The sequence below is a fragment of the Williamsia sp. 1138 genome (genome assembly GCF_002095435.2).
In the GTDB taxonomy this organism is placed as follows: domain Bacteria; phylum Actinomycetota; class Actinomycetes; order Mycobacteriales; family Mycobacteriaceae; genus Williamsia.
On the sequence record NZ_MJEJ02000049.1, the window covers coordinates 1 to 26,222 of the forward strand.

Below are 26,222 nucleotides of genomic sequence, written 5' to 3' on the forward strand. Positions count from 1 at the left end.
AAGAAATCGACACCACCGTCGGCCGAGGAGGCGGCGGCAGCGGAGCTCGTGCGCTTGGCGAAAGAGCAGGGCCTGTCGCTGACGGGCCCGGATGGGCTGCTCAAGCAGTTCACCAAGACGGTCCTGGAAACGGCATTGAACGAGGAGATGACCGAGCATCTCGGGCACGACAAGAACCAGGCCAACCCGGATCGGGCATCAACAAATATCCGCAACGGCACTCGGTCGAAGACGGTGCTGACCGAGTCGACCGGGCAGGTCCCGATCGAAGTCCCCCGAGACCGCGAAGGTACGTTCGAACCGCAGATCGTCAAGAAGCGGCAGCGTCGGCTCAACGGCGTTGATGAGATCGTTTTATCGTTGTACGCCAGAGGGTTAACGACTGGGGAGATCAGCGCGCACTTCGCTGAAATCTACGGTGCATCGGTCTCGAAGGAGACGATTTCTCGGATCACCGACAAGGTGATCGAGGAGATGCAGGATTGGTCTGCACGTCCGCTCGATGAGGTGTTACGCGGCGATCTTCATCGATGCCATCGTGGTCAAGATCCGCGACGGGCAGGTCGCGAACAGGCCGATCTACGCGGCCATCGGGGTGAGCCTGGACGGGCGCCGCGACGTGCTTGGTTTGTGGGCCGGCACGGGCGGTGAGGGTGCCAAGTTCTGGATGAGCGTGCTCACTGACATCCGCAATCGTGGCACCAGAGACGTGTTCTTCCTCGTCTGCGACGGTCTCAAGGGCCTGCCGGAGGTTGTCGAGCATGTGTGGCCGGCCACCACCGTCCAAACCTGTGTCGTGCATCTGATCCGCAACACTTTTCGGCTCTCGGCTCGACAGCACTGGGACGCACTCAAGCGCGATGTCAAACCGATCTACACCGCGCCGAGCGAGCCTGCGGCCAGAGCTGCTTTCGACGAACTGGCCGAACACTGGGGCAAACGGTACCCGGCGATCATCCGGCTGTGGGACAACGCTTGGGAGGAGTTCATCCCCTTCCTTGACTACGACACGGAGATACGTCGAGTCATATGCTCTACCAATGCAATTGAGTCGCTCAACGCGCGCTACCGGCGGGCCGTGAAAGCCCGCGGCCATTTCCCCAGCGAGCAGGCCGCGCTCAAATGTTTGTACCTGGTGACCCGTTCGCTGGACCCGACCGGCAAAGGTCAGGCACGATGGATCACACGGTGGAAACCCGCTCTCAATGCCTTCGCGATCACGTTCGCGGATCGTTGGCCCGGATCAGAAACCTACTGATGAAAACGGCCGAAACACCGTTAACGAGATAGTCCCGGTGGTCCTGCTGGTTCTTAGTCGCTGGTTATTTCAACGCCTTCAGTGTGATAGTTGACAGTTTCGTAACGGCCTTACGGTGTCTCTCCGCGCACCTGTCGATAGCGGCAAGCTCATCACTATTGACAGAGGTGTTCGTCATCGTTTGCGTCGAGTCGACGGGAATTCCGTGCATCAACTCCATGGCCCCGGGTAGGCCCCGTTCTGATCGCGGATCAATTCGCGGTCACCGTTGTCGCGTATGACCAACGTCCAGCCGTCGAGCATCGCTGTCGGACGTACCGTCCAAGACTCGGATTCCGTTGTGCCGCTCGGTAAACTGACCACCGATTTGCCGCCGGTCTTGGTGGAGAGGTAGAGGCGGTCAGCGAATACGAAGGCGTTCTGGATGTTGAGTTTCTCGAAATCGTCGCCTGACTTGGTCACGACGGTCTCGCCTGACTCCCTGTCGATCACCACCAGACGCTTGTTCCCGAGGATGAGAAGGTAGTCAGCAGACGCGCTCAGGTCGTCGGGGACGTATAGGCCTGAAGCCGGTGCGATAGCGAAGACTTCTTTCTTTGTGGCGGTGTCATAGCCGACCAACGTGCCTTGGCGATCCGGGCCGCAGTCGTCGCGTACAGTCACGAAGCCGTCGGAGACCTCAGCAAGGAAGCCTGCCTGATCTGAGGCGCACCGTGAGTACAACGGCTTTCCGGTGGCAGCATCGAGAAGTGTGAGCTGGGGGGCCAGTTCGGTCATGATCGCAGATCCGACGCCGGTGATCCCGTCTGCGGATGTTGGTGCTGTCCAGGTTGGGGTGGGTCCCTCGCCGCTGTAGACGGCGAGGGTGAACTCCGGGCCGTTCGAGAGCACGACGGCCGGTCCGGCGTCGGTGCTGACCAGGCTGCGGAGTTCGCCTTTGAGGTCGATCACGGTCGGGGTGGTCGAGCCGAGTGGGTAAGTGTAAAGCCGGTGGCGAGACTGCGACCCGTTGAGGCCGGAGGCCTTGGTCTGGGACGAGACGGCGAACGACACGTAGTAGTCGCCATTGCGCGTGAAGACGGTGCACATCAGGGACGTTCGGGTTTCGTCTGCGGGCTCGGGGGGCGCTGACACGGTTACCAGTTTCCCGGCGGTGGGGTCGAATACCTGAACTTGGTCTTGACCGCCGGTGCACGCGTCTTTGGTGACCAGCGTCCCGGCGACGATATCGCCGTCCTCGAGAGAGCCTGGGACGGCGACCGTTTGCGGGCCCAGCGTCAGATCTGAACTGGTTGATGTCCGTGTCGCCGAGGCGACACCCCCGGTTGCCGTGGCCGACGTCTCAGAGGAAACAGCGGACGGGGCTGGCTCGGAGGAACAACCGGCCGCCACTACCAACATTGTGCAGAGAGCGAACGTAGCTCCCGCCTTAGCTAGCGGACCCCTGCGTCGTGCCAGTACCAAAGTCACAAAAATTCCCATCAGGAAGCGGGTAGCAGAGTTATGCCTCCAGTGACCCGAAGGTGCAAACGGGCTCTGCGACCGTGGTTAGTTCAGCAAGCAAAGTCTGCCAGCGGTGACGATCAAAATACAGCATGACGGCATCGCATGATCGTATGAACCTTCAGCTGAGCAGTGGGCGCGATACTGCCGGATCGCGTTGTCACCAGGACGGAACGGGTTAGTTGAAGAGTCCACCGACCACGCCCTCGAAGGCTGCGGTCACCCCGGCAGCCAGCGCCCCGCCGCCGACCTTTTTAACCATCCCCTTGAGCTTGTCGCCATTGCTGGTTGTCGCTGCTCTGGCGGCGACAACCTCTTCGGGTCGGCTCGTCGACGTTTGGTTCTCGTAGTAGACCGCGGTTGCCACCGCTCGTTCTGCGCCCGCGGTATCGCCTGCGCTGTACAGCGCGTCGGCGATCTCGACCTCGAGATCGGACGCCTTCGAGAAGTCGCCGACCTGTCGGCAGGTCCACACCCACCAGCGTTTGGCGTCGATCGATGACGGGTCGCCGGGGCCCAGGGCGCGCTCACGCGTCGTTGACAACTCTTCTACTAAGGGGAGCGCTTCGGCGGCCCGTCCGAGTTGATGAAGGCAGTACACCGACGAGTGAAGATTCGACAGATACATCGCCGACGCGAGGCCTTCCTGGCGCCGGCGGAGCTTCCGAAGAACAGTGAAAACCCCAAGAGCTTCGTCGTACCTCTGGCTCTGGAACAGTTGCTGGGCAGCGGTCTGCTGGGCTGCGAGGTCGGCGGTCACCAAAGAATCATAAGGTCGCGACGGATGAAGGCGCTGCCGAACCAACCCATGCTCTGCATCGGGCGTATCCGTCGGCGATGAGAGGCAATCGGTGTTGTCCATGCCTGGGGCGGTCCGGTAAACACACGCGGTGCTCGCAGTACGCTCAGAAACCTTGGCACTCGGCTTTGATGTTCTGAGTCTGTGAGGTGAAATCGGAGACGTCCAGTGAACCTCGCGACAGGATCTCGGCCATCTGACCGGCCTCGTACTGAACGACCTCACTCGGGTAGTTCTTGGCAAACTCGACGAACTTCTCGAGCACCCGCACCCCTTGTGGGGTGTACACGATGGTGTGGCTCTCGAATTCTCTGGTTGCGTTCTGATATGCGAAACACAGGTTACCTAGGCTGCTCTCACGCGATGACGGCCGGTTTTCCGCCGCAGCGGGGTCGCTTGAGGGGGCAGTCTCTGACGAGCAGCCCGTAACAGTTATCGCTGCCACTGCGAAAATGGCCGCGGCCCAGCTTGTATTGCGCACCGACCGAAGATAGCAGTGTTGATGCAAGGTTGGACGAAGTCCTACGGCGAGGTTGACTCACAGTTCTGGACAGGCCGCGCGGCCCGCGGCCGGCGAACTTTTTGTTGCTTCTCAGACGAATTCGGGATCCTTTGGAATGTTGATGGTGTTGTGCAGTGGCAGGTGGTTCGTGTGGTGTCGTGACCTGACTAGGCCGTCGCGTGCTCGACTGTCTAGTGCCACTGAGAGCGTCACTGCGCTTTCCTCAGCTCGTAGGTGCGCAACCGCAGCAGGGTCACCGGAATAGTTCACATCCGAATATTGCCGGTTGCCGGTAGTAGGTTGGTTATTCGCACTGCGCGCGAATATCTCGGTGTCTTGTAACACCCCGCACTACCCGGATCTCTCAACTCAAATGTCACCCGACAACTTCGGCCATGGCAGGACAGACGACCGCACGGCACTACGGGCAGAGAGTCATTGTCGATGATCAGGCGAAACTTCAACCCGCGGGCTCGCCTGCTACTACGGATCTGGCACCGATGACCCGACTCCATCGTGGCGGTGCGCCCGGACGCTAGACTGCGCGGATATGGGCAGGCGGCAGATGGGCAGGCGGCAGGTAGTGACGACCCTGGCCATCGGACTCGCACTCGCCGGGTGGACCGCCTTCGCCGGCATTTATGCGACCTTTAGCAGGTTCGCGGTGTCCGACACCAGCTGCGACGGAGGCAAGTTGCGGCCGTCCACGTTCGGTGTTGTGTATCTCATTGTCGTGGCTTCGATGTGGATGGTTCCGTTCATGGCGCTGGTCATCCGAACCCGGTCAGTTGCGGCGGTTGTGCTCGTCGTGGTCGCGGCGATCGTGGCGGCGGGAGTTGTTGCTACTACTCTCGCCAACCCCGGCGAATTCTGTTTCTGAGCGAGCCCCGTGAATTGTCCAGTGACGCGTAAATATTGCAGCAGATGCAGGGAGTCGGCAACGATCCGCGGGTGCGGCGAATGTTCCCAATTCCAGAGTCGTGTGGGCGGCGGAAACTATTTGCGCTTAATTAGGTCGGCGGTTTTGTGTCGGGGTGGGTGACGGCGTGAAGGTCAAGTTGGGGTATGCCGGTGAAGTTGTCCGGGTTGCAGGTGTGGAGCGGTAGGCCGTGCGCCACTGCTGTGGCGGCAATGAGCGCGTCGTAGGCGCGGGCGGCGGGTTTGCGGCCCGAGGCGCGCAGAGCGGCCGCTACAGCGCCGAACGCTCGCGCACTTTCGGCGTCGAACGGCAATATCTCGAAATCTGCTTCTGCTTGTTGTAGATGTTGCTGGCGCGCGCTGCGTTCGGCGTCGCTGCGGGCGACGTGGGGCCCCACGGAGAGTTCAGCGAGGGTGACAGCGCTGATGACCGACTCCTCGGGTAGCTCGGCCGGATCGGAGAGTCTGCCGAGCAGGATTACCGTGGACGTGTCCAGCAGGCCCCGGTGCCGGGCGACAGCCTCGCTCACACTGCGGAATCGAGCACGGTGTCGATATCTGCACGCAAGGCGTCGACATCCACCGGCGGGATATGGCGCCGGCGTCGGATGAGTTCACTGGGAGTGACGCTGCGACGTGGCAGTGGACTGAGCTCGGCCACTGGTTCGCCGTCGCGGGTGACCACTATGCGCTCGCCTCGATCGACACGGCGCAGCACTTCCCCACCGTTGTTGCGCAGATCGCGAACGCTCACCACCTCAGTCATTCCAGCAGTGTATCACCGGTGAGACACCCGGGTGTGATGGCCGCCATCCAGGTCAAAGGCGGGGATCGATCATCGTCATTCCCACGGGTGAGGCGGTGTCCATTCGAGGGAGCAGCAATGCTGCCTCTTCCAACCCGACCAGACGTCCGATGAGATCTTGGGGGCGCAGACTGCCGGACTCGATCAGGGCGAGCATCCCGGGATAATCAACGGCAGCCATGCCATGGCTGCCGAGCAGGTCAAGCTCCCACGCGATCGCCCGAGCCATAGGGATACCGGACAGCCCGCTGGTCGTGGGAAGCAGACCGATCTGGACGTGCCGGCCGCGGCGTCGCAGGCTCAGCACCGCATCCGTGCAGGTCTGCTCGCTGCCCACAGCATCAACCGCGACGTGGCTTCCACCGGCCGTCAGCGAATGCACCCGTGCCGGGACGACGTCGTCGGCGATGATCGCGTGATCGGCCCCCAGGGCACGTGCCGCGTCGAGAGCGGCGGGGTTGCGGTCGACAGCGACGACGCGCGCACCGAGAGCTTTCGCAACCATGACAACGCTCAGCCCTACCCCGCCCGCGCCCACCACAGTGACCCACTCTTCCGCCATCACCCTTGCCCGCACCGTCAAGGCCCGGTACGCCGTTGCGAATCGGCACCCAAGTGCGGCAGCGGCTTCGAACGACACCGACGGGGCGATGGCCACCAGGTTGGTGTCCGCGGCGTGCAGTGCGACTTGCTCAGCGAAAGACCCCCAATGGGTAAAACCCGGCTGCTGCTGGTTGGGACAGACCTGCGCGTTGCCCGACCTGCACCAGTCGCACGCACCGCACCCGCAGACGAACGGCACCGTCACGCGTTGACCGATGGAGAACCGTCGCACCCCCGCGCCGACCGCGACAACAACTCCGGCCAGCTCATGTCCCGGGACGTGCGGCAGCGTGATCTGCTCATGACCCGCCCAAGCGTGCCAATCACTGCGGCACAACCCCGTGGCGTGCACCTCGACCACCACACCGTTCTCGGGCGGCGACAGATCAGGCACCTCGTCTACCTCGAGCGGCTCCCCCAGCTGGTGCATGATCATCGCGCGCATCCACCCACAATAGGTGGAGGACTCGGGATACGAAGACCTCGCCAAGGGGCCCCCGGGTGACGTCGGAGTGGATCACGGTTGCGGACTCACTCAAGTGTTCTTGCCCCAGTGCGCAAGCGCTTCACGCAACGCAAGTCTTCGATCGGTCAGCGCGTAGGCGCGGGTGTTGTGCCGGGTCGACTGGTCAGACGCCGGCCGCTTCGAGTTGGCGCAGGCGCGTCCGGCAGACAACACACCCCAACGTTCCAGGATTCGGGAACGTTGGGGCTGGCCGCTACTAGGAGGGGAAATCAGTTGTGCGTGAGAGGGTTTCGTTTGCTCGGATATCCGCCAACACCGCCTCGAGTGTGTCGGTCACGGCGTCAAAACCGCCGTTGCCCAAGACCAGTCGTCGGGGTGGCGGGTTCTGGGCCATTGCCGCGATCACTGCACGGGCACCGCGGCGCGGATCGCCGGGTTGCACACCGTCCATGTCCACGAACGCTGCGCGGACCTGCTTGAGCATCTCGTGGTACTCGGGAATCGGCTCTGACACCGGTTCATGCGCGAACCCGGCGTAGGCGTTGGTTCGGGTCGCTCCCGGTTCGACTGCCAGTACGGAGATGCCCTGTGCGGCGACCTCGTCGCGCAGCGTCTCGGTGACAGCTTCGACGGCGAACTTCGTCGCGCTGTAGAAGCCGAAGCCGGGTGCAGCCACCAGCCCCGCGACCGAGGACACATTGACGATCCATCCGTCGCCGCGAACACGCATCCCAGGTAGTACCGCACGGGTCACCGACAGGACTGCGAAGAAGTTCAGCTCGAACATTGCCCGCATCGGGGTCTCATTCATGCCCTCGATCGATCCGAACCAGCCGCGGCCTGCGCTGTTGACCAGCACGTCGATACCTCCGAAGTGCTCCTCGGCCGCACCCACCGCGCGCTGTACCTGCTCGGTGTCGGTGACATCGAGCCGGACGACCAGAACGCGGTCACCGTACTGCTCGGCCCAGGTCGCCAATTCGTGGGGACGCCGGGACGTGAGCACCACGCGGTCCCCCGTCTCCAGCGCCGGCCTCGGCGAACGCGACACCGAATCCACCGGGCGTACCTCCTGTGATGAACCACCGCCGCGTCATGGCTCGATCACCAACCGGCTGATCAGCGCACCGTCCAGAGTGAAGCGGTAGTGCAGGTCGGCGACGCCGCCCGGGAAGTTGCCCTCCAGGTGCTGCCCGACGTCGACGGTGGTAACGGTCGTGGTGGCGCCGGTGAATGCGGATGTGTAGGTGTATTCACTGCCGCTGACGGAGGCGGCCAGCCAGGCTCTGATCTCGTCGCGGCCCGTGTAGTCGCGGCCGTCGTCGGTCACGACGGCATCGGCGGTGAAAGTGGCCAGCGCTCGGTCGTCCTCTCGGTCGTCGAGGGCGGTCATAAACGTCTTTACTGTGTTCGGGAGTTCATCCCATGCTGTTGTCATGACCCCACGGTGGAACCTCCCCTAAGGGGAAAGTCAACCCGGGGTGGCGATCTCGATTCCGTCTGGCTGCAGCCGGGTCCGCTTCCCCAGCGATGCCACCACTTCGCCATTGTTCGGTAGAGAACGGTCCCGAACACGAGCTGTCGGACTCGCACCACATGTTGACCTTGCCCTAGGGGAAGACTGCAGAATGCCCTTACAACCCGACAGCGCGCAGAGGAGGACACCATGAGCGCACAGGTCTCGATCGGTGACTTCGCAGTGATGACCAGCCTGAGTAGGAAAGCGCTGCGGCATTACCACGACATAGGCATTCTCGAACCGGCCCATATCGATTCCCACACGGGCTACCGGTACTACGACACCAGCCAGGTCGATCATGCACACATCATCCGCCGGTTCCGATCACTCGGAATGTCCATTCCCGACATCAAAGCGCTACTGAGTACCGACGACGCCGCAACTCGCACAGAGATCATCACGACTCATCTCGAGCAGATGGAACTGCAGCTGCAACAGACTCGCGACACGGTTGGCGCGCTGCGCGAGTTGCTGTCCCCAGTCCACCCCCCCGCCTTCGTGGCGGTGCGCCGAGAACCTGCCCTCGCGGTGTGGTCGATCAGCGCCATCGTCGAGGATTCCGGCATCGACACCTGGTTCGCGGCGACGCTGAACACGCTGCGGGACGCAGTTGCCACGGCAACAGGCGCACCGTCCGCACTAGTGCCCGGTGGCCTCTACGACCGAGAACTTTTCCTCGAATCACGGGGGGAGGCAACCCTGTTCGTTCCCGCGGCCCACTCCACCGAACCCCCGCAGGGCATTCGCGCCGAGGTCTTACCTCAGGCCGAGTTCGCAGTGCTCACCCACTCCGGCGGACACGACGGCATAGACCGTAGCTACGCGGCTCTGGGCACCTACGCCAACGAGCACCTGATCAGCCACCAGGGGCCGATCCGCGAACACTACATCGGCGGCACGCCCTCAGCTCCGACGACGTTTACCGCCACAGAAATCTGCTGGCCGATCTTCAGCACCACCCCACCGCCCGCCTAGACAGTCCTCAGCGCGTCACTGCTTCCTGCTTCCCGTTCAGTGATTTCTGCTCATCGATGCGGAAGGGTAGACCCCTGCGGGACCGGAAAAAGTCATCGTAGCCATCGACCTGTGAAGCACGCCTACTGTGCATGGTATGGACCGCGATGGTGGACGACGACTCTGGCCGAGGCCTCCACTTCTACCGCGGCCGATTCTGATGGACCAACGCTGGGAACGGCTTGTGTTCTTACATTGGCGCGTCCCAAGTGACCTTGTCGCACCGCTTCTACCGAGTGGTTGTGTTCCCAACGAGTTCGACGGCTCGTCGTGGGTAGGGCTGATCGGGTTTCACATGAGGGGTGCGGGCTTCGGGTATCAACGCCCTGTCCCCTACCTGGGCACCTTTCCCGAGATCAACGTTCGGCTGTATTCAGTGGACGCAGATGGCCGGCGCGGGGTCGTTTTTCGATCCCTCGAAGCGAACCGTCTCGCGGTGGTTGCGGGCACCAATCTTGTTGGCGTTCCATACCGCTGGGCATCGATGGCAATCGTCGATGACCGATCGACGATCGCGTACCGAAGTAGGCGCTTGGCTCCGCCGCAACGCGGCAGCACAACAGATTTCGGTGTGGTACGCGGATCGCGTGACATGTCCGACGACTCACTCGCTCAATTCCTGACGGCGCGTTGGGGTCTACACACGACACTGGCAGGACGACTTCTCTACGTGCCGAATGTACATCGGCGCTGGCAACTGTTGGACGGCACGGTCACCCACTGCGACGACCAACTCGTTGGCGCAGCTGGACTTCCGAATATCTCCAGCCAGCCGCCTGACTCGGTGCTGTATGCACCCGGCGTCTCCACACAATTCGGCCGGCCGTACACCGTACGCACCAACGGCCTGGTCTGATTGGAGCAAAGCCTCAGTTCACCAGTGCAAGCACTGCCAAGGCCAATGACTTCAGGCGTTGGAACTGGATGCGTTGCGTCAATCGATCAGGTCAACGCAAATCGTGAGCAGGCTGGTCCCGAACGTGCGAACCGCGAAGCTGTTGGCTCGCGGCAATTGGCGCAACCGGATGCGAGGGTCATCGTCGGGCACGAGGTGGGCCGTACCGTTGTGCCATCGCCCTCGGAGTCGCACCCTGACAGTGGGGTTCGTTTTGATGTTCTTGACGTACTGCGATTTTTCGCCGAATTCAGATACGAACCAGAACTGGTCGCCGACGCGGCTGCCGTCCAAGGGTGTCCGGCGGGGTTCACCAGACGTCCGCCCGATCGTCTCCAGAAGTGTGTGGCTGGGCAGCCGAGTAGCCAGTGGGTTCACCAGGCGTCTTTGAACGAACTTGGTGACGCGGTCACGTACGTCAGTGGTGGCCATCGCTGCCCTCTTCATGTTGAAATGGATATGCCACAAGATACGTTTTCTATTGGGATGCAGTCTATTTCACAGTGGTAACGACGTCCCGGCCCGTCCGCCTCGAGCACTCTCTCTCGACCACGCAGACCCGCTGGACGCATATTTGATTTAGTCGAACTAAACTGAAAGCTTCCGCGACGGCCTGTCGTGGTTTACGGTTGTAGAAATTGGACAACGCTCTCCTCGACATTCGATTGGGTACCCACTTCATGAGCAACACACGTAGCGTCATCGAACAACACATCAGCGCGTTCAACAGCCGCGACACCGAGTCCGACCCTTGGTCGGTGGACGCCGAGATGATCGCCCCGGCCGGAACATTCAGCGGACGCGAGGGCGTCTTGGGATTCCTCGGGGTGTTCCAAGCAGCGTTCTCAGACGGTGCGCTGACCGTGAGCGATTGGGTGGTGGACGGTGATCGGGCCGCGGTCGAAGGCGTGTTCGCAGGAACGCACGATGGCGTGCTCCAGAGTCCGAACGGAGAAGTGCCGCCCACGGGCAAGTCGATCTCGTTCCGGTGGAGCGCGTCGTATCAGGTGCGCGGAGACGCCCTCCTATACGAGCACCTCTACTTCGATCAGCTGGATTTTCTAGGTCAGCTGGGGTTGTTACCTGCGTGAATCGCTGCGTGGCATATCCGTCTTTGCTCGCACCAATTGTGTGGCAACGTCTTTGCTATGCCTCGCGCGTCACTCACTGCCGAGGTGTTGGGCGATGGAACGTCGTAACCACGCCGTGAATCGAGGCTGGGTCCATCCTCGTTCGACGGTGAAGTATCGGTAGGTGTCCGAAGCTGTGAGGTAGCTCAGGATGTCGGCGAACTCGTCGACGCGACTGTCGTCGAGCAGCCCCCGCTGGACGAACCAGTAACTACCGGTGTGGACGTCGTCGAGTCGGCGCAGTTCGCTGCGTTCGAGTTGCTCGCCGATCGCGGGCTCGGAGTCGGCGGCGAGGGTGGCGGCGTGCCAGAGATCGGCGATTCGGCTGTTGGCGGTCACGACGAAGTCGACGTAGCGATCGAGGGCGCGTTCAGTGTCGGTGTCGGACATGATCGCCAAGAACTCTGGACGCTCGAGCAGCGAGGTGAATTGTTCGTCGCCGGTGAATCCCCGCTCGAGCACCGCCATCATCAACGACGCCTTGCTGCCCGCCAAGTACACCGACTGAACCGAGACCCCTGCTGCGGTGGCCACTTCTTGCAAGGTGGTGCGCGAGTAGCCGTTCTCGACGAACAGCTTCTGCGCTGCGTCGAGTATGTTCGCTCTTGTCTGAGCGGCAGTGATGGCACGCTTGCGTGATACGTAACGACGAGTTGCCACCGTCGATCACCACCTCTGATATTTCGGCCGGGTCGGCGCACCTGTGTCCTTGCGCAGGCCATGATAGCGCCTCGTAACCAAAATTCGACTAGAGTGTGACACTATTAAAACTTTAGACAGTGAAAGGCGCGAACTCGTATGGCTCGGTATCTGTTGTGCAGCCCGCCGCTGCGGGGGCATGTGGGGCCGATCATGGCAGTCGGTCGCGACATGGTCGAGCGGGGGCATCAGGTGGTCATGCTGACCGGCGTGGGCTTCGCCGACTCGGTGGTGAAGGCCGGTCTGCAATTCGAGCCACTTTGTGCCGAAGCAGATTTCGACGAGCGCGACCCGGAGACCTTCACCCCCGACCTGGACCGCTATCGGGGACTTGCGTTGTCGCGATATCAGGTAAGGCAGACATTTGTCCGTCCCATCACCGGACAGGCACGTTCGGTGGAGTCGTTGCTGGGTAAGCGCGAGTTCGCGGCGGTCCTGGCCGATGGCACGTTCGCCGGCGTGCTGCCGCTGCTGGCGCGGCCGCGATCGCGGCGGCCCGCAGTGATCGGACTCGGGACGATGCCTTTGGCTCAGACGAGTGTGGACGTCCCACCGTTCAACAGTGGCCTGCCTCCCGGACGTGGACCCGTCATGCGAGTCCGGAACCGGGTCGCGAACCTCGCTGCTCGCCACGTCATCTTCCGATCTACCCAGAGGCTGGCACGTGACCTGGTTGTCGCGGAGGGTGGTGAATTGGACGGTTTCATCCTTGATCTGTCAGCGGCGTTCGATCATTTTCTGCAACTCGGGCCGGCGGAGTTCGAGTATCCGCGAAGCGATCTCAACCCGAATACCACCTTCGCTGGGCCGGTCGTCGCGCATGACGGGCAATCGCAAGTCCCCCCGGCGTGGTGGCGTGACGTCGAGACCGACGGTAGACCGGTCATCCATCTGACCCAGGGAACGCTGGACAACCATGACTTCTCGCAAATGGTGACACCGGCACTCGAAGCGCTGGCCACGGCTGCCGTACGGGTGATCGTCAGCACCGGCGGCGCGCCGGTCTCCCGGTTGGGGGCCTTGCCGGACAATGCGCTCGCGGTTGAGTTCATCGACCATGACCTGCTCATGCCGCGTACCGCAGTGATGGTCACCAACGGTGGGTTCGGGGGCGTGATGACCGCGCTTCGTCACGGGGTTCCGGTCGTCGTGGCACCCGGTGGGGAGGACAAGCCCGAAGTCGCGGCTCGCGTGGCGCATTTCGGAGTAGGGGTCAATCTGAAGACCCGCCGCCCGAGTGTTGAACTGCTGGCCGATGCAGTCCGCGTCGCTTCCTCTGACCCCGCCATCGGGCGGGCTACGCGCGCGATGGCCACGGCCATATCGGCGTATCGGCCACTCGACACCATCGCGGAAGTGCTGACGCACTGAGTTCAGCCGTGACCTTTGCGTTTCTGTTCTGATGTGGCTGCGCCGTGCCCGACTCTGTCTCGGTGGCGACGAAACACTGCTGTGAACAGGGCCCCTGCGGCGAGGCCCACAGCTATGCCGATTGCGGTGTCCAACAGCCGCAGCACCGGTTGTATCCATTCGGGTGTGGGTTCACCGAGGTGTGCCACGACTAATACCACCGTCGAGGTGATCGCGGTGAGCGCGGCGTCTTGAGGTCTGCCGAGTCCGATGGCCAGCAGACTACTCAGCCCGACCACTGCACCGATCCCGACTGCCGTAACGGGGAAGATCGACAGGTAGATCAGACAGATCACCAGGCTCAGTGCTGTGGAGGACAGTCGGATTGTGGCGTCGTCCAACCGGTCTTCGAGGCTGCACCGGAACACGAAGATCGTGGAGATCACTGCCCACATCGCTCCTATGGCGTGGGTGTCTGCCGACTCGGTGAGTGCGGGGCCCAGCCAGCTGGTCATCAGCACGTACACCGCGCCGCAGGCGACGGCGAGAATGATCGACGATGCAATGACCTCGATGTCGAGTCGGCGTGGTCTGCGCGCGTCGTTGGTCGGTGGGTTCATCAATGCTCCATACGATGTGCCGCGCGGGTTCCTATCCGAGGCCGGCAGGGGTGATTTTTACGGTGAGGTGCTTCATCAGCGGCTGACCACTCTGGTTGCTGTAATCGCCGATCGGGCACAGGACGTTCAGCTCCGGCATGTACCCGGCCGCGTTGCCGGCAGGGATGTCGTACGCCACTGCGGTGTAGCTGAATACCTGTCGGGTGCTTCCGTCCTTGGCATAGCTGGTGATGTCCACGGCGCCCAGTTCTGGTACCCCTAGTCGTGTCATGTCGGCCTGGTTCATGAACACCAGGGTTCGCAGGTTCTTGACTCCGCGGTATCGATCGTTGTCGGAGTAGATGGTGGTGTTCCATTGATCGTGGGACCGCATGGTTCCCAGCATCAGATAACCGATCGGGGGCAATACGTCTTTCATTGAGGCGCAGGAGAACTCAGCCAGGCCTGAGGGGGTGTGAAAGTCGAGCTCGCGCGCAGGTTGGCTGATCCTGAATCCATTGCGCTCGCGCACTCGGCTGTTGAAGTTCTCGAATCCTGGGATGACACGGGACATGGTGTCCCTGATCCGGTCGTAGTCGTCGATATAGGCCTGCCAATCGGTGCTGCTGTGGGGCAAGGTCGCTGAGGCCAGCCCGGCGATGATTGCCGGTTCGGACAACACGTGTGCGGACGGCGGCTTTTTCGATCCTCGGGACAGGTGGACTCGGCTCATCGCGTCCTCAACACTGATGCTCTGCGGCCCGCTGCGTTGTTCGTCGCGTTCAGTGCGTCCGATACACGGCAGGATGAGGGCATTCGTTCCATGAACGAGGTGGCTGCGGTTGAGTTTTGTACTGACGTGAACGGTCAGGCTGCACCGGCGTAGGGCTTCGAAGGTGTATGTCGGGTCCGGTGTGGCCATCGCGAAATTGCCCCCCATCCCGACGAACACCGACACCTTGTGGTCGTACATCTTCTTGATGGTTGCGACGGTGTCGAGACCATGGGCGCGCGGCGGGTCGAAGTTGCACTCCGAGGCGAGGGCGTCGAGGAACTCGGTGGTCGGTCGGTGGTCGATTCCGCAGGTGCGGTTGCCCTGAACATTGCTGTGGCCGCGAACGGGCGAGGGCCCGGTTCCTGGTCGACCGATGTTTCCTTTCATCATCAGGAGGTTGACGATCTCCCGGACCGTGTCGACTCCATGTTCTTGCTGTGTCAGCCCCAGGCACCAGCTGATGATCGTGCGCGAGGATTTCCGGTAGAGGTCGTCCAGGTTTCGAATCTCAACCTCGGTGACGCCGGATTGGTGAACGATCTCGGTCCAGGCCTCCGCTTCGCAGCAGGATCGGTAGTCGTCGAAGCCGTGGGTGTTGTCGGCGATGAACGAGGTGTCGATCACGGTGGGGTCCTCGGCATGCCACTCGAACAGTGCTTTGGCTACGCCGCGTAAGAGTGCCAGTCTCCTCCGATCCGGGGCTGGATGTCGAGAGTTCCTGTCGGGGTGGGATGAAAGGCGGCCATCGACCCGAACTCGTGAGGAACGATGGTGCGGCGTGACGCGGCCTCTTTGAGTGGATTGACATGGACGATCTGTGCGCCGCTCCGGTGTGCTTCGGCGAGTGCGGTGAGCATGCGCGGTGCGTTCGACGCGGCGTTGACGCCCATCACGATGATCAGCTCAGCGGCGTCCCAGTCATCGATGTCGGCGGTGCCTTTGCCGGTGCCCAGCGCTGCTTGGAGCGCGCGGCCGCTGGCTTCATGGCACATGTTTGAGCAGTCCGGGAGGTTGTTGGTGCCGTACTCACGTGCCCACAGCTGGTAGAGGAATGTCGCTTCGTTGCTCAACCGTCCTGAGGTGTAGAACGACGCCATGTTCGGATCGGGCAATGCGCGCAGGGTATCTCCGACCAGTACGAATGCGTCGCTCCACGAGATGGGTACGTACTTGTCGGTCTCGGCGTCGTACACCATGGGTTCGGTCAGGCGGCCCTGTTTCTCCAACGCGTAGTCACTCCACCCAGACAGCTCTGTCACGGTGTGCTGCTCGAAAAACGCGCGGTCGACGCGGTCCTTGGTCATCTCCCACGTGACGTGTTTGATGCCGTTCTCGCACAGATCGAGGTGAAGGCCGCTGCGGTCGTCTGGCCACGCACACCCCGGGCAATCGAACCCGCCGTTCTCATGATTCATCGTCAGCATCGACTTGCTGCCCGACATCACCTGTCCGCTATGCAGGAGCACCTTGCCGACACTCATCGCCGCACCCCAGCCGGCGGAAGGGTGGCGATCGTCTTTCTGCTGTGGCCGCCGCCCACTACCTGGCCCGCACCCCGGTGGAGTGGCCCCAGGAGCACCGCGCCCGCGGATCTCGTCGAAATCGTTGCCGGCCATACCGTCTCCTAGGTCGTCATGCTGATGAGGGTGTTGCATTGTCACGGCGTGAGCCGTTCCCAGATGAGTTCGCTGTGGAACGTGCGTCCGTCCGACGAAGTGCGGGGCGACCCAGTGATACGCAGCTCGTTGCCTGCGATCTGGGCGTGTCGCCGTTGGGGTTTGCCTTGCCAATCGGTGAACAGAGCGATATCTACGTGGTGGATGACGGTGCCGTCGGCGGTGACCGTGTAAGGGCCGGCGTAGGCGATGAGCCCGTGCGCCATCGCGGCCTGTTCTTCGCGGGAGATCCTTTGTGGGTCAGAGCTACCGCTGACCGGGCGGGTCATGTCGCCGAGGATCGCCGACACAATCCCGTTGGCGCTGTACGAGAGGTAGCCGGCCGTATCGGGCCCGAACTCTGGTCGCCGCTCACCGTCAGCAAACACCGCGGTGGCGGTCAACAGTTTCCATGCTCCGATGAGGTCGTCGGTGGTGAGGGTCATGAAGGGTCTCTCTTACATGTGAGGGCAGGGGGCGACAACAGCTCACCACGCACCTGGTCGCGGTTTTGGCCTATCGCGTTGTGCTGTAGCCGGTTTCGAGGATGACCGCGCCGGCACTGTCTCCTCCGGCCCGCTTATCGGACGTCGCACCCTAGATGGGTGGCATCTCCGAGCCGAGCGCATCCTTTGAGGTGAGTGAGCTATGGGTTTGAACGCCGACGCAGTTGCAAAGTCTGAAGCTGGTTGCTCCAGTCCCCCGGCACTCGTGCCCGAGGCCCGGGAACTCCCTGATCGGTTGGGTGGGCTGTGGGCGCGGCGAGAGTCGGGCCGGCAAACATCTCACCGTTGGCGAAATCGTAGAACCAGTCCTCACCGGGCTCATAGCTTTGAATGATGGTGTGGCCGGTCTCGGTGGCGTGGCTGCTGGCGTGCCGGTTCAATGAGTCGTCACAACATCCGACGTGGCCGCATTCGACACAGCGCCTCAGATGAAGCCACCACGAACCGGTGGCCTCGCAGTCGACGCAGCCGGACCCGCTCGGCGCGATCGTTGTATCAATTCGATGATCGTTCATGTGCAAACCTGCTCTCTCGCAACTGTAGATCGGGTCAGCGCCGCGTCAGGCAGCTGCGGCTTCGGAGGCACGGGCCTTCGCGAAATTGGCGATGCTCAGCGCGTAGTGAGGGGTCTCGAGTTCGCAGTGCTTACCGGAGGCCTCCTGGCGAGCAGCGGCTGCTTCTTCGAACGTCTGACCGCTGGCGGTGATGAACTCCAAGAACTCTTCGGTCGGGTGCGAGGTCACCGTGTTGATGTAGCGGAGCTGATCGCCCTCGAGCTGTTCGATGCCGAGCTCCCAGATGACCTGCGTCGTGGTCCACCCCGCGGCGCTGAACACATCGGAGATCGAAACCATCTTGCAGTAGTGCTTGCTCGCGACCTCGAAACGGTACTGCTGGATGACCAGGCCGGTGCCGATCATCTCGACATTGATCGACATCGGGGTTCCGTCATCGTCAACGGTGTAACCGGCGGCCTTGTGGTCGCCGGGCGCGCAGCGCTGGTACTCGTGCGTGGGCAGGGTTTTGAGCCACTGCTCGATATCGACGTACTCCAATGGTGCGGTCACATCGGAGGTGACCACTGCGTGTGAGAGTTGCAGATCGGGGCGGGGCGTTGCAGTCATTGGGACGGTCCTTTGCTCTGGGCGCCCCGACTGTCGGAGCGGAATCTGTTCGACAAGAGAAAGTTTCGCTCAATCGGTGACTGACTGTCATTGACGGTTCCCGTACTTGCTACCTACCGGCTAGCAGGTACCGATCTCTGGGCTGAGAAGGTCGCACGCTGTTTCATACAAGATCGTGGCCGCAGGCCTCCTCGTACACATCGCCCGCCGGCGCTGGGCGTGTTTCACTTTTGGGTATGGCCAAAGCTGCGTCAACCTCGGCCGTACAGTCGTGATTCTCAAGTGGCGCCAAGCGGAACCTTTGTGCCGCAACCACTCTCGGTCAGCCCATGATCGAACCGGCAGGTCGGCGGATACGCTGTGTGCGGCGTGCTCGCCCGGACCTGTGTGCCCCGGTCGGACTCGACGGCATCTCCACGGCGACGACCCGCTACCCAACTCCCCCCGCCTGCGTGGATCATCCGTCCCCGCCCCTGTTCAACAAGGGGGGTAGCGGTCGGGCGAGAGTCAGTTCTCTTGGTCGAATCGCCGGCGCTGCCGAACTCCGTACGCCGCGGCCCTCACGGCTTCGTCGTCTTCCATGCCCGACCCCAATGCGCCGCCGAGCGTGGCGATCCCAGCTACCAGCCAGGCCATGAGTAACAGTGACGAGAAGTCCATCGGATGACCGATGTTTTCGGTGACCATCTGCGGCGGTATGGTCCACCACGCTGTGAGCAGCAGCAAAACGAACACCCCGGCATGGAAGACAACTACTCCGATTGTCAGGGTGACGAGGGTCGACGCGTTGTACAGAGTCGCGCGCTCACGGTCGCCGGCCGTCGGCGGCCTTTCCCACAAATCGTGTTCGACGACGAGCCACGCGATCATCGCGAGGCTCGCCAGTACCGTGACGGCGCTCAGCCGCCAAGGGCCCATGGTGGCAGAAAGTTGCCACATCGTCGGGTAAGCGAGACTCACCGCCCCGGTGGCGAACGCCGCCATCATCACCTTCGACATCCCGGTCACCAATCGCCATGGCCGATTGGCGTAGACCATCCCCGCGAGCAGTCGAAGTCGCGAGAGGGCCGACGGTGCGACGTAGTGGACGTTGCCGCCGTCCTCTACCCTCCGATTCGGCGTGGCGGTTGAGATGACTTCGGTTGGTGCATCACCTCGGCCACAACAGTCTGCGTCAGGTTCCTCACCCGACGCTCGGTGAACGCCCCGCCCAGCCCGGGAATCGAGATGATCCCGAAGCGATCCGCCACGCTGAGGTCAGCGATCACTGGGGTTGTTCCCTGCCTGCGAGGCATGTCGGTGAGATAGATGACGACGTCCTCGGCTTCGGCATCGGGATCGATGGTGCCTATGACCTCGGCAAACTCAGTTTGTTCATCGATCGCGTATGCGTGCTCTCGAGTAGATATTTGCCAACTATCGTGCTTGGTGTCGTCCCCGAGCGGGTGGGACAGCGAGTCGCTCAGGTGTTCCGCGATCGTTGACGGGGCACCCGGGTCGGCGATCAATAAAATTGATGGCATTACTCCCCCTTCCGTAGCGGGGTTACCCTTCAGCTCCGATGGTCAAACCGGCGACTGGCCCCAGCCTGCCGTCTCCACCGCCGCGAGATGGGTCTGCTCGAGGAACTTGAGCACCATGGCATCCGGATCCGTCGCTTGTCTCACCAGGTGGTACGGCAGAACGTATTCCCCTAGCGTGCTGTCCCAATGCGCAGGAGCCTCGACGGCGGGATGTGTGTCGTATCCGTCGGGATGGGGGTACGCATATGCATAGAAGACACCTTCTTCGGCGCCCCCTGGCCAATAACCTGCGCTGGAGACCTCATCGCTGTAGGCCTCGTGCATGACCCAGTCGGGGCAGTTCGGGACTCCGCCGGGATGTTGCGGCGCAGGCCGTCCGGAGAACCGGGTGACCGCCAGATCGAATGCGCCCGAAAAGAAATGGACGGGTGAGGACTTTCCGCGAAACTCACCGCGGAACTTCGTGAAGACACCATGCGCGGAGACGAGCGACCGCCAGAAGCGAGATACAGCGGCCGCGTCGTACGACGCGTGTGTCGTGTCCTGTGCGAACGGGGTTGCATCGGGAAGTTCAACCGGAGTCCCGACGATTTCGATGTCGAACCCGAGCTCAGCCAGGTGACGGATGTACTCGTCATAGAAGTCGGCGACGGATCGCGGTTCGAGCTTGATCCGGCGAACGCTGCCGTCGGTGACGAGGATCAGTAACTCGTGCTCCAGGAAGTCGAAGCGGATCTCCAGGCCGCGACTGCCCGCCAGCATCAGGGACGTGGTGAGTCCTCGTGCGTCCACATAGAGCGGAACGCCCCACCAATGATTGATCTGGGGCCCTAGAGCCATGCGCGTCTTTCCGACAATCTGGGTCCACAGCTGCAGCGTGTCTCTGGTGTCGACCCATGAATCCAGCGGCAGTGCAGGCCAAGCGTCGTGTTCGGTACTCATGGATCCCATGATCCCCGACGTCTGCTCGACCCGCACCTACATCAGCTGTGCGCGTGCAACTGCGGGCTTTGTCAGTCGTTGTCGGTGGCGGGTCCTTCCTGAGTGGCCCCACCTTCGCCGGACCAGTCGCCGGACGTCTCGCCCTCGGCAGGATCGGACTGTACGTCGGGGTTCACGCCCTCTGGTCCGGTGCCGGCGTCTTCGGTCTGCGGATCTGGCTTCTTCTTTGTCATAGGAGGTCCATACCCGAACACTGTCGTCGTCAACCCCACCGCTGGGATCAGCCGTACCAACGACGCGAATCGCTGTCTACCGTGCTCGGTCGCTCCCTGGTGTCAGTACCGCGGTGAGCACCTGTCTGCCGGAGTCGACATCGGAGCGCAGTGGTACCTGTGATCGCGACCGAAACGGGCGACCAGTGCCGCTGAATCCATCTGCCCCCCTGCCGAGAGATCGTGCTCCGAGCACCGCCGGACGACTCTGGCTGAAAATACATTCCGAGAAATCACGGAATCAATGAGTCAGACCAGCATCCTTACTGCCGTACGCATCACGAAGTTTGGGTTTGACCACCTTGCCACCGGGATTTCGTGGCAATTCGTCGACGATGACGAGGTCCTTGGGATGTTTGAAGCGCGCCAGATTCTGGTCGAGGTGAGGCCCGAGGTCGACGAGGGTGAGCGTGTCGGTGCCGTCGGCCAGCACGACCACTGCAACGGGCACTTCGCCCCACTTCGGATGGGCCCGACCGATGATGGCGGCTTCGGCGATTGCAGGATGGCTGTAGAGAACATTTTCTACTTCAGCGCAGTAGATGTTCTCGCCACCGGAGATGATCATGTCTTTGGCGCGATCGACCACATAGAGAAATCCCTCGTCGTCCTGCCGAACCAGATCGCCGGAATGGAACCAACCGCCGCGGAACGCATCTGCTGTGGCCTGCGGGTTCCGCCAGTACCCTTTCATCAGGTTGGGCCCACGATAGACGATTTCGCCGACCTCGCCGGGTTTGACGTCCTCCATCAGAGGATCCACGATCCGGGCGGTCACCGCCGGTACCACTTTGCCGATCGACCCGATCTTCCGGATGGCGTCCTCACCCTCGAGAAGGGTTGTGACCGGCGACATCTCGGTTTGTCCGAACGCCGTCATGTTGAGTGCCTCGGGAAACAGTTCATTCATTTCTTTGAGCACGGTGTCGGGAGCGGGAGCAGCCCCCCAACTGATTGTCCGCAGCGCCAGGTGGCGGGGCTTGGCCCTTTGCGCAGCGCAAACCGCTTGCCACTGGGCGGGCACCATGAATACCGATGTCGTGCCTTCACGCTCCAGGGTGTCGAGCATGTCCTCCGGGTCGAATGCGCCGAGCGGATGGATGACAGCGCGGATACCGCGATAGAAGACCGGGGCAAAGGCGGCGATGCCCGCGATATGAAAGATCGGAGGCACGACCGAGGCGATGTCACCCGGCCGGCCATCAGATGCATTGATGGTGGTCATGGCCTGCGATTGCAGGTTGGCGTGGGTCAGCATGGCGCCCTTGGGTTTACCGGTGGTTCCCGAGGTGTACATGATGAGGGCCACGGTGTCTTCAGGAATGTCGACCTCTGTCAGATGCGCGGGATCCTGCGCCAGGAACGTCTCGTAGTCCAGGTGATCGGCGCTGTCTCCGGCGTCGACCACGATGGTGGTGTCGATGGCGCCGGTGGACGCCCGCACCGCATCCGCCAGCGGCGCAAGAAGTCGTTCGGTGAGAATGATGGTGGCGCCACTGTCTTGAACCAGGTAGCCGACCTCGGCCGGACTCATGCGGATGTTGACAGGGACGGGGATCGCGCCGATCAGATTCGCCCCGAGCACCGCCTCGACGTATTCGGTTCGATTGAGTAGCGCGATCAAGATACGGTCGCCGAATCGGACGCCGCGGTGTTGCAAAGCCGCGGCGAATCGGTGCGATCGGTCGTCGAGGTCACGCCAGGTCGTTGCAGTTCCGAGATACTTCACCGCGATTTCGTCGGGTGTCATCAGAGCGTGTCGTCGCACCTGTGTGTTCCAGGTATTTCGACTCGAGCGCATCGGTTCGAGGAGGAGCTCGCTGGTCGAGTCTGCAGCGACTGTCATTGGCGTATCCCCTGGTGTCGTCGGACATGGCGGCCCTCAGCCTTGTGCTGTGACCTCAGTCTCACTGTAGAGGCTGCGGTCAAAGTGCGCCCGGGAATCTGATCACGCGTGCCGCCGGATCGAAACACCGCTCAGTACAACAGGTCAGGGCCGATCGAGACGCGTGATCACCCCTCGGTCGCCGTCCACCCGGACTCGATCGCCGGTTTTGAGCACCTGCGTGGCCACCAGGGTGTTGACAACGCAAGGCAGACCGTACTCGCGTGCCACCACAGCACCGTGGGACACCGAACTGCCGATATCGGTGACGAGTGCCGAGATGACCGTGAAGTACGGCGTCCACCCGACGTCGGTGACCGGGGCCACCAGGATCTCACCACGCTCCACTTCGCGCGCGTCGACGATCGACCTCGCAACGCGCACGACGCCTTCCACGGAACCACGGCTGGCGGGCCGTCCGACGATCTCGTCGCCGGTGACACTGGGTTGCGGACGGGCGATCAGCGGAGTGGGTCGGCCGACAGAAACGTCGGCGAACTCGAGAGAGCCTTGGAATGCCAGCGCTTCGCGACGCTTCACCGCGCTCTGGATGAGTGCGGTGACGTCTTCTGAACCGACGATGCGAGTCAGTTCTGCACGGTCGAAAAAGAACACCAGATCCGAGTCGGGCAGTCGTCCCGCCTTCGCCAGCACCCCACCGAGGTGCCGATAGCCCAGCTTGAGCGAGTGCGCCATCAGGGCCATCTTCGACTTCGTCTCCTCGCGTCCGCGCGCGCCACCCTGGGCCAACCGTGCGAGAAGTCTGACGGTAGACGACGTGGCCGCCTCGACGTCGATGCTGCTCGGTCTTGTCGCAGCCGGATCGAGCGCCGACCGCACCATCACCTGCATCATGGCACCCAGACCCTCGAGATCCTCGGCCCAGGATGCGTCGCGCATACACAGTTCTCTGTACCCGCGGTGGCCGTGACGATCGAGGAACTGATCGAGCGCCTGACCGATCGAGCCGCCCGAAGTTCTCAACTCGGCGATGGCGACGGCCGGCTTCGCGGCCAAGAACCTCTCTGCGGCCACCGCGTCGGCGGCCACGGCGTGTACCACCGAGTCGAGCTCCTCGAGCATGAGCGCACTCTCGACTTCGGTTGCACCGGCCATGAGCCGGGTGGCGTCGGCTCGACCCTCGTCCTCGCTTCGACCCGACTTGATCGCCTGTTTGATCAAGACACTCTCGAGAATATTGGCCGCAACTGCTGCGCGCGACGAAGACCGCACATGTGTCAGCGTGATCTCGCAATACTGTTCAACGCCAGACTCCAACTCTTGCAGCACAAGTCGAGGATCATCACTCGTCGGGACACGAAACGCGGCGATCTGCCTCGGCAGGCGCCGGATCGCGGGACCGGCGGACAATGCATACGTACTGAGTCGAACCGTGTTGATCAGCTTTGCAAGAAACGGTTTCGGTGGTTTTGGCTTCAGCTCGTCGACGACCCGACCGCAGATCGAAATCGAGAACTGCTCCAAAGAGTTGCCCAGCAGGCCTGAACTCAGTCCCGTCCCCTCGGTCATGTTCAGAAACATGTGTCCCTGGAAGTAGCCGACCTGCAGCCATGGCGTCTGATAGCTCGGCTGTGCCCGCGCCACCACCTGAGTCATCTGCATCGCGTAGTCGATGGCGAAGCCGGACACCGATGCGGTCAACGGGCAGAATGCACCCGGCATCATCTCTCCGATGTTGCAACGCGTGTAGACGTGATCGTCGCCCGCGAGAGGCGAATCCATCTCGTTCAAGTCGCCGGGCAGCGTCGTGATCGGACGGGCTTGCAGCCACCACAGTGTCCCTGACTGGTCGATGGCCCACTCGAGATCCATAGGCCTGCCCCAGTGTTCAGAAGCACGCACGGCGCCGGACCGGATGTTGGCGATCTCGTCGGTCGACAACACCGGAGTTTCACCGACCTCACGGACAGCGGAGCCGCCTTGGATGTCGAGGACGAGATGGTCCGGGGATGCGCTCCCGTCGACGAGCGCTTCGCCGAGTCCGGCAATGGCGTCGATGACCATCAGGTCGCGTCTGCCGGTGGCCGGATCCGCGGTGAACACCACCCCGGCGGCGCGCGCGTCCACCATCTGCTGAACCACCAGATGCATGGTGGCGGTGACTTGTCCGCTGTACGACGAGGCCCGCCCAGAATGTACCGAGTCGGCGCACGCGCGCACGGCCCGGACGAAGTCATCGGCGGAGTCGACACCCAGGACGGTGTCGTATTGACCGGCGAAGGATTGATCGTCACCATCTTCGCCGACTGCCGAGGACCTGACGGCCACCGGGGTCGCGCCGAGGGCCTCCATCCGGGAGAAGCATGTCCCCACGTCCTCGGCAGCGGCGTGGGCCGACGCATCACGGATCACGAATCCCACCGGTACCGGAAGTCCGAGACGACGCAGCTGGGCCAGCCCCGCAGCTTTGCCACCGTAGCGTTCGTCGTGGACCTCGTCGAACTCGATCGTTGTCAGCGTCATGACGACTCCCCTAAAGCGTCCACGATCTCGGCGAGTGACCCGACGTCGATGGGGCTGGGTTGATAGAGGCAGATCCGGTCCGATACCCCGTTGACGCGATCACGGATGTGGGAAGCCACCTCAGCCGGGGTTCCGCACGCAGCGATGGTGTGCAGTATGTCGTCGTCGATCAAGGTGGCCATCTCCTTCCAACGGCCCTGTTTGGACATGGCGTTGAGTTCAGGTTGCAGATCACCCCAGCCGTGAGCGTCGAGCACGGGCCGGTAGGCGGGGGTGGAACCGTAGAACGCCAGCAGCATCCGGGTCGAGGTATGGTCCTCGTCGCGTCCGGTGCCGACAGACACGATGATCTCGGGCACCACCTCGAAGTCGTCTTCGCTGCGTCCTGCAGCAGCCAACCCTTCCCGGACCGCAGGCAATGTCGTCTCGTGGAGGAACCGCTTCGACCCGAACGGCATCACCAGGAGTCCGTCGGCTACTTCCGCGGTTGCTTTGGTGAGCCGAGGTCCTAGCGCGCCGAGGTAAATAGGCGGCGGACCGAACGGGTTCGGCCCGGGCACGAAGGTCGGCGTCATCAAGGTGTGCCGGTAGTACTCTCCGCGGAAGTCCAGCCGCTCCCCCTCATTCCACGTGGCGAAGATCGCTCGCAACGCTCCCACCATCTCTTTCATCCGGGCGACCGGACGATCGAACTCCGCTCCGTAGCGCTTCTCGATCTGCGCGCGTACCTGCGTGCCAAGCCCCAGGATGAAACGCCCTTCGCTCAGCAGTTGCAGATCGTTGGCTTGATGCGCGAGCTGAATCGGATTGCGGGGGAACGCGATCGCGACATTCGACATCACATCGAGATTCTTGACGGACGACGCCAGCACCAGCGGTGTGAAGACATCGAACGGTCCTTCGAAGGTGAACACTCCAGATGCGCCGGCCTCTTTGAGCACTTCCGCGCGTTCGACCGCATCGGTGGGGCCAAACAGCGCTGTCATGATTTTCATA

Annotated in this window: 25 protein-coding genes and 3 pseudogenes; 6 read left to right on the forward strand and 22 right to left on the reverse strand. The window is 62.4% G+C overall.

Annotation, left to right across the window (positions count from 1 at the left end):
* The first annotated feature begins 48 nt into the window (after positions 1-48).
* Positions 49-1,258 (forward strand): annotated as a pseudogene (locus BH683_RS19665) (IS256 family transposase).
* A gap of 210 nt (positions 1,259-1,468) precedes the next feature.
* Here the strand turns inward: BH683_RS19665 and BH683_RS19670 are convergent.
* The 3 genes from BH683_RS19670 to BH683_RS28480 form a co-directional block, all read right to left on the reverse strand.
* On the reverse strand, positions 1,469-2,392 hold the full coding sequence (locus tag BH683_RS19670) for a hypothetical protein (protein ID WP_143696097.1): 924 nt from the start codon (positions 2,390-2,392) through the stop codon (positions 1,469-1,471).
* A gap of 547 nt (positions 2,393-2,939) precedes the next feature.
* Positions 2,940-3,521, reverse strand: a complete 582-nt coding sequence (locus BH683_RS19675; RefSeq protein ID WP_084837981.1) for a tetratricopeptide repeat protein — start codon at positions 3,519-3,521, stop codon at positions 2,940-2,942.
* Positions 3,522-3,666: 145 nt separating this feature from the next.
* Positions 3,667-3,849, reverse strand: a complete 183-nt coding sequence (locus BH683_RS28480; RefSeq protein WP_143696098.1) for a hypothetical protein — start codon at positions 3,847-3,849, stop codon at positions 3,667-3,669.
* Positions 3,850-4,612: 763 nt separating this feature from the next.
* On the opposite strand from BH683_RS28480, the gene BH683_RS19680 reads away from it, so the two are divergent.
* The gene (locus tag BH683_RS19680; protein ID WP_084837982.1) at positions 4,613-4,942 is read left to right on the forward strand and encodes a hypothetical protein; all 330 of its coding nucleotides are present in this window, start codon (positions 4,613-4,615) and stop codon (positions 4,940-4,942) included.
* 130 nt (positions 4,943-5,072) lie between these two features.
* Here the strand turns inward: BH683_RS19680 and BH683_RS19685 are convergent, their stop codons facing one another.
* The 5 genes and pseudogenes from BH683_RS19685 to BH683_RS19705 all read right to left on the reverse strand — a co-directional run bounded on the left by BH683_RS19685 (position 5,073) and on the right by BH683_RS19705 (position 8,292).
* Positions 5,073-5,510: a type II toxin-antitoxin system VapC family toxin gene (locus tag BH683_RS19685; protein ID WP_084837983.1), complete on the reverse strand. Its 438-nt coding sequence runs from the start codon at positions 5,508-5,510 to the stop codon at positions 5,073-5,075.
* Positions 5,507-5,746: a type II toxin-antitoxin system prevent-host-death family antitoxin gene (locus BH683_RS19690; protein ID WP_084837984.1), complete on the reverse strand. Its 240-nt coding sequence runs from the start codon at positions 5,744-5,746 to the stop codon at positions 5,507-5,509. Before BH683_RS19690 ends, BH683_RS19685 begins: the two co-directional genes overlap by 4 nt.
* A 52-nt stretch (positions 5,747-5,798) precedes the next feature.
* Positions 5,799-6,833, reverse strand: a complete 1,035-nt coding sequence (locus tag BH683_RS19695) for an alcohol dehydrogenase catalytic domain-containing protein (RefSeq protein ID WP_084837985.1) — start codon at positions 6,831-6,833, stop codon at positions 5,799-5,801.
* Between the two features lie 277 nt (positions 6,834-7,110).
* A pseudogene (locus BH683_RS19700) lies at positions 7,111-7,951 on the reverse strand (SDR family NAD(P)-dependent oxidoreductase).
* Positions 7,948-8,292 (reverse strand): nuclear transport factor 2 family protein, encoded by a 345-nt coding sequence (locus BH683_RS19705; RefSeq protein ID WP_084837986.1) that lies wholly within the window; start codon positions 8,290-8,292, stop codon positions 7,948-7,950. The pseudogene BH683_RS19700 and the gene BH683_RS19705 overlap by 4 nt, the downstream one beginning before the upstream one ends.
* Positions 8,293-8,520: 228 nt before the next feature.
* Here BH683_RS19705 and BH683_RS19710 point away from each other — a divergent pair, with 228 nt between their 5' ends.
* Positions 8,521-9,348: a MerR family transcriptional regulator gene (locus tag BH683_RS19710; protein WP_084837987.1), complete on the forward strand. Its 828-nt coding sequence runs from the start codon at positions 8,521-8,523 to the stop codon at positions 9,346-9,348.
* 199 nt (positions 9,349-9,547) lie between these two features.
* A complete protein-coding gene (locus BH683_RS19715; protein ID WP_084837988.1) occupies positions 9,548-10,243 on the forward strand; it encodes a DUF2071 domain-containing protein in 696 nt (231 codons plus the stop codon).
* A 78-nt stretch (positions 10,244-10,321) separates the two neighbouring features.
* Here BH683_RS19715 and BH683_RS19720 read toward each other — a convergent pair whose 3' ends face one another.
* Positions 10,322-10,714, reverse strand: a complete 393-nt coding sequence (locus tag BH683_RS19720) for a nitroreductase/quinone reductase family protein (protein WP_084837989.1) — start codon at positions 10,712-10,714, stop codon at positions 10,322-10,324.
* A 248-nt stretch (positions 10,715-10,962) separates the two neighbouring features.
* Here BH683_RS19720 and BH683_RS19725 point away from each other — a divergent pair, with 248 nt between their 5' ends.
* Entirely contained in the window at positions 10,963-11,373 is a 411-nt protein-coding gene (locus BH683_RS19725) for an ester cyclase (RefSeq protein WP_084837990.1), read from the forward strand.
* 69 nt (positions 11,374-11,442) lie between these two features.
* On the opposite strand, the gene BH683_RS19730 is transcribed toward BH683_RS19725, so the two are convergent.
* Positions 11,443-12,072, reverse strand: a complete 630-nt coding sequence (locus BH683_RS19730) for a TetR/AcrR family transcriptional regulator (protein ID WP_084837991.1) — start codon at positions 12,070-12,072, stop codon at positions 11,443-11,445.
* Positions 12,073-12,210: 138 nt separating this feature from the next.
* Between BH683_RS19730 and BH683_RS19735 the strand changes: the two genes are divergently transcribed.
* On the forward strand, positions 12,211-13,482 hold the full coding sequence (locus tag BH683_RS19735) for a nucleotide disphospho-sugar-binding domain-containing protein (RefSeq protein WP_084837992.1): 1,272 nt from the start codon (positions 12,211-12,213) through the stop codon (positions 13,480-13,482).
* A 2-nt stretch (positions 13,483-13,484) separates the two neighbouring features.
* Here BH683_RS19735 and BH683_RS19740 read toward each other — a convergent pair whose 3' ends face one another.
* The 12 genes and pseudogenes from BH683_RS19740 to BH683_RS19785 all read right to left on the reverse strand — a co-directional run bounded on the left by BH683_RS19740 (position 13,485) and on the right by BH683_RS19785 (position 26,221).
* A complete protein-coding gene (locus BH683_RS19740; protein WP_084837993.1) occupies positions 13,485-14,081 on the reverse strand; it encodes an FUSC family protein in 597 nt (198 codons plus the stop codon).
* A 31-nt stretch (positions 14,082-14,112) separates the two neighbouring features.
* Positions 14,113-16,451: pseudogene (locus tag BH683_RS19745) on the reverse strand (FdhF/YdeP family oxidoreductase).
* A gap of 41 nt (positions 16,452-16,492) precedes the next feature.
* Positions 16,493-16,936, reverse strand: coding sequence for a lipocalin-like domain-containing protein (locus tag BH683_RS19750; RefSeq protein WP_084837994.1), 444 nt, complete (start codon positions 16,934-16,936; stop codon positions 16,493-16,495).
* 200 nt (positions 16,937-17,136) lie between these two features.
* Positions 17,137-17,511, reverse strand: a complete 375-nt coding sequence (locus tag BH683_RS19755; protein ID WP_084837995.1) for a UBP-type zinc finger domain-containing protein — start codon at positions 17,509-17,511, stop codon at positions 17,137-17,139.
* 45 nt (positions 17,512-17,556) lie between these two features.
* Complete coding sequence (locus BH683_RS19760) at positions 17,557-18,120, reverse strand: hypothetical protein (RefSeq protein ID WP_084837996.1); 564 nt, start codon at positions 18,118-18,120, stop codon at positions 17,557-17,559.
* A 507-nt stretch (positions 18,121-18,627) separates the two neighbouring features.
* Positions 18,628-19,119 (reverse strand): hypothetical protein, encoded by a 492-nt coding sequence (locus BH683_RS29220; RefSeq protein WP_308203577.1) that lies wholly within the window; start codon positions 19,117-19,119, stop codon positions 18,628-18,630.
* Positions 19,120-19,223: 104 nt separating this feature from the next.
* Positions 19,224-19,643 carry a hypothetical protein gene (locus BH683_RS29225; RefSeq protein ID WP_308203578.1) on the reverse strand — a complete coding sequence of 140 codons (420 nt, stop codon included), beginning with the start codon at positions 19,641-19,643 and terminating at the stop codon, positions 19,224-19,226.
* 42 nt (positions 19,644-19,685) lie between these two features.
* Positions 19,686-20,585, reverse strand: a complete 900-nt coding sequence (locus BH683_RS19770; RefSeq protein WP_084838186.1) for a DUF5996 family protein — start codon at positions 20,583-20,585, stop codon at positions 19,686-19,688.
* 71 nt (positions 20,586-20,656) lie between these two features.
* On the reverse strand, positions 20,657-20,818 hold the full coding sequence (locus BH683_RS28745; RefSeq protein ID WP_168187084.1) for a hypothetical protein: 162 nt from the start codon (positions 20,816-20,818) through the stop codon (positions 20,657-20,659).
* 280 nt (positions 20,819-21,098) lie between these two features.
* Positions 21,099-22,703 (reverse strand): fatty-acid--CoA ligase FadD5, encoded by a 1,605-nt coding sequence (gene fadD5, locus BH683_RS19775; protein WP_084837997.1) that lies wholly within the window; start codon positions 22,701-22,703, stop codon positions 21,099-21,101.
* Between the two features lie 144 nt (positions 22,704-22,847).
* The gene (locus tag BH683_RS19780; RefSeq protein ID WP_084837998.1) at positions 22,848-25,226 is read right to left on the reverse strand and encodes a PEP/pyruvate-binding domain-containing protein; all 2,379 of its coding nucleotides are present in this window, start codon (positions 25,224-25,226) and stop codon (positions 22,848-22,850) included.
* Positions 25,223-26,221, reverse strand: coding sequence for a TIGR03617 family F420-dependent LLM class oxidoreductase (locus BH683_RS19785; protein ID WP_084837999.1), 999 nt, complete (start codon positions 26,219-26,221; stop codon positions 25,223-25,225). Before BH683_RS19785 ends, BH683_RS19780 begins: the two co-directional genes overlap by 4 nt.
* Position 26,222 lies beyond the last annotated feature (1 nt).

Excerpts from the sequence above, each read along its gene's own strand:
- BH683_RS29225 (WP_308203578.1), bottom strand. The coding sequence starts at position 19,643 with ATGCCATCAATTTTATTGATCGCCGACCCGGGTGCCCCGTCAACGATC.
- BH683_RS19770 (WP_084838186.1), bottom strand. The coding sequence starts at position 20,585 with ATGAGTACCGAACACGACGCTTGGCCTGCACTGCCGCTGGATTCATGG.
- BH683_RS19720 (WP_084837989.1), bottom strand. The coding sequence starts at position 10,714 with ATGGCCACCACTGACGTACGTGACCGCGTCACCAAGTTCGTTCAAAGA.
- BH683_RS19680 (WP_084837982.1), top strand. The coding sequence starts at position 4,613 with ATGGGCAGGCGGCAGATGGGCAGGCGGCAGGTAGTGACGACCCTGGCC.
- BH683_RS28745 (WP_168187084.1), bottom strand. The coding sequence starts at position 20,818 with ATGACAAAGAAGAAGCCAGATCCGCAGACCGAAGACGCCGGCACCGGA.
- BH683_RS29220 (WP_308203577.1), bottom strand. The coding sequence starts at position 19,119 with ATGTCGAAGGTGATGATGGCGGCGTTCGCCACCGGGGCGGTGAGTCTC.
- BH683_RS19710 (WP_084837987.1), top strand. The coding sequence starts at position 8,521 with ATGAGCGCACAGGTCTCGATCGGTGACTTCGCAGTGATGACCAGCCTG.
- BH683_RS19735 (WP_084837992.1), top strand. The coding sequence starts at position 12,211 with ATGGCTCGGTATCTGTTGTGCAGCCCGCCGCTGCGGGGGCATGTGGGG.
- BH683_RS19740 (WP_084837993.1), bottom strand. The coding sequence starts at position 14,081 with ATGAACCCACCGACCAACGACGCGCGCAGACCACGCCGACTCGACATC.
- BH683_RS19785 (WP_084837999.1), bottom strand. The coding sequence starts at position 26,221 with ATGAAAATCATGACAGCGCTGTTTGGCCCCACCGATGCGGTCGAACGC.
- BH683_RS19715 (WP_084837988.1), top strand. The coding sequence starts at position 9,548 with ATGGACCAACGCTGGGAACGGCTTGTGTTCTTACATTGGCGCGTCCCA.
- BH683_RS19750 (WP_084837994.1), bottom strand. The coding sequence starts at position 16,936 with ATGACCCTCACCACCGACGACCTCATCGGAGCATGGAAACTGTTGACC.
- BH683_RS19690 (WP_084837984.1), bottom strand. The coding sequence starts at position 5,746 with ATGACTGAGGTGGTGAGCGTTCGCGATCTGCGCAACAACGGTGGGGAA.
- fadD5 (WP_084837997.1), bottom strand. The coding sequence starts at position 22,703 with ATGACAGTCGCTGCAGACTCGACCAGCGAGCTCCTCCTCGAACCGATG.
- BH683_RS19695 (WP_084837985.1), bottom strand. The coding sequence starts at position 6,833 with ATGCGCGCGATGATCATGCACCAGCTGGGGGAGCCGCTCGAGGTAGAC.
- BH683_RS19755 (WP_084837995.1), bottom strand. The coding sequence starts at position 17,511 with ATGAACGATCATCGAATTGATACAACGATCGCGCCGAGCGGGTCCGGC.
- BH683_RS19705 (WP_084837986.1), bottom strand. The coding sequence starts at position 8,292 with ATGACAACAGCATGGGATGAACTCCCGAACACAGTAAAGACGTTTATG.
- BH683_RS19760 (WP_084837996.1), bottom strand. The coding sequence starts at position 18,120 with ATGACTGCAACGCCCCGCCCCGATCTGCAACTCTCACACGCAGTGGTC.
- BH683_RS19725 (WP_084837990.1), top strand. The coding sequence starts at position 10,963 with ATGAGCAACACACGTAGCGTCATCGAACAACACATCAGCGCGTTCAAC.
- BH683_RS19780 (WP_084837998.1), bottom strand. The coding sequence starts at position 25,226 with ATGACGCTGACAACGATCGAGTTCGACGAGGTCCACGACGAACGCTAC.